Source organism: Pilimelia columellifera subsp. columellifera (genome assembly GCF_039532605.1).
Lineage (GTDB): Bacteria > Actinomycetota > Actinomycetes > Mycobacteriales > Micromonosporaceae > Pilimelia > Pilimelia columellifera.
Genome location: NZ_BAAARY010000079.1, coordinates 1 through 860, shown reverse-complemented (window position 1 = coordinate 860; position 860 = coordinate 1). Strand labels below are relative to the sequence as shown.

Annotated in this window: 1 protein-coding gene; it reads left to right on the top strand. The window is 64.8% G+C overall.

Annotation, left to right across the window (positions count from 1 at the left end; all coding sequences use genetic code 11):
- The first annotated feature begins 308 nt into the window (after positions 1-308).
- On the top strand, positions 309-659 hold the full coding sequence (locus ABD287_RS18405; RefSeq protein WP_344174808.1) for a hypothetical protein: 351 nt from the start codon (positions 309-311) through the stop codon (positions 657-659).
- The last annotated feature ends 201 nt before the right edge of the window (positions 660-860 follow it).

Genomic DNA, 860 nt, shown 5'->3' with positions numbered 1-860 from the left:
AAAAGCCCACTACCGACGCCGCGAGACCGCCGAGTTGATCACGTAACCGAAAAGTACGGCTGTCGTACTAGCCGCTTGACACAGAAGGGAGCCAGAAGAATGCGCGCGGCGTACCGATCCAGGGCTCTGTCTACCTCCGGAATCGAACTATGCTCGGCCCTATGTCGACTCCAGCGTCCGCGCTCGTGGCCGCCCCCTACCACCTTCGTGCCGCTCGCGTTCTTCACGTCGATGAACAGAGATGCGAAGTCTGGCGCGCAGGCGAAGTCAGCACCGTTGGCTTCGCGCCTATGTTCCCGACGCCAAGGGTGGAGCGAGTTTCGCCCGGGCACCTGGTCGCGGTAGCTACCAACCCGTACGGCACGAGCGTCGTGGTGTGGAGGTGGTTCGACGCCGTCGTGCTCGGTACCGAGGAGGACGGCTCGGTACGCCTTTGGGAGCCCGCGCACGGCGAGGTTGTCGCTACACCACGGGCATCGCACCGGCCACAGGAGCCCGGCTCGCGGGCGTACGCGTCTGCCGGCCTGCCGGGCGCGAATTGGTGGGTCGCCGGTGAGGCCACGGGGCAGCAGAAGGACGCCGAGGTCGAACTGAACGAAGTAGCGGCGCTCTACACGACGAATGACCTATGGTCGGCGGCATTCGGTATCGACACTTGACCTAAGGGGTGTAGCCGATCTCGCCGAAACACGCACTCAACTCGGCAGTTCCGTGTGCCTGCCGGGATGGTTCCGGTGCCGGTCGGGCTTCTACGGAGAGTGACTGAGCCTTTCCGGGCAACGGTGCGGTGACTGTGTGTCACGTGGTGCGGTCGGCTTCCATGTGTAGGAGCACCAGTGCGGCGGCGACGATCTGGCCGA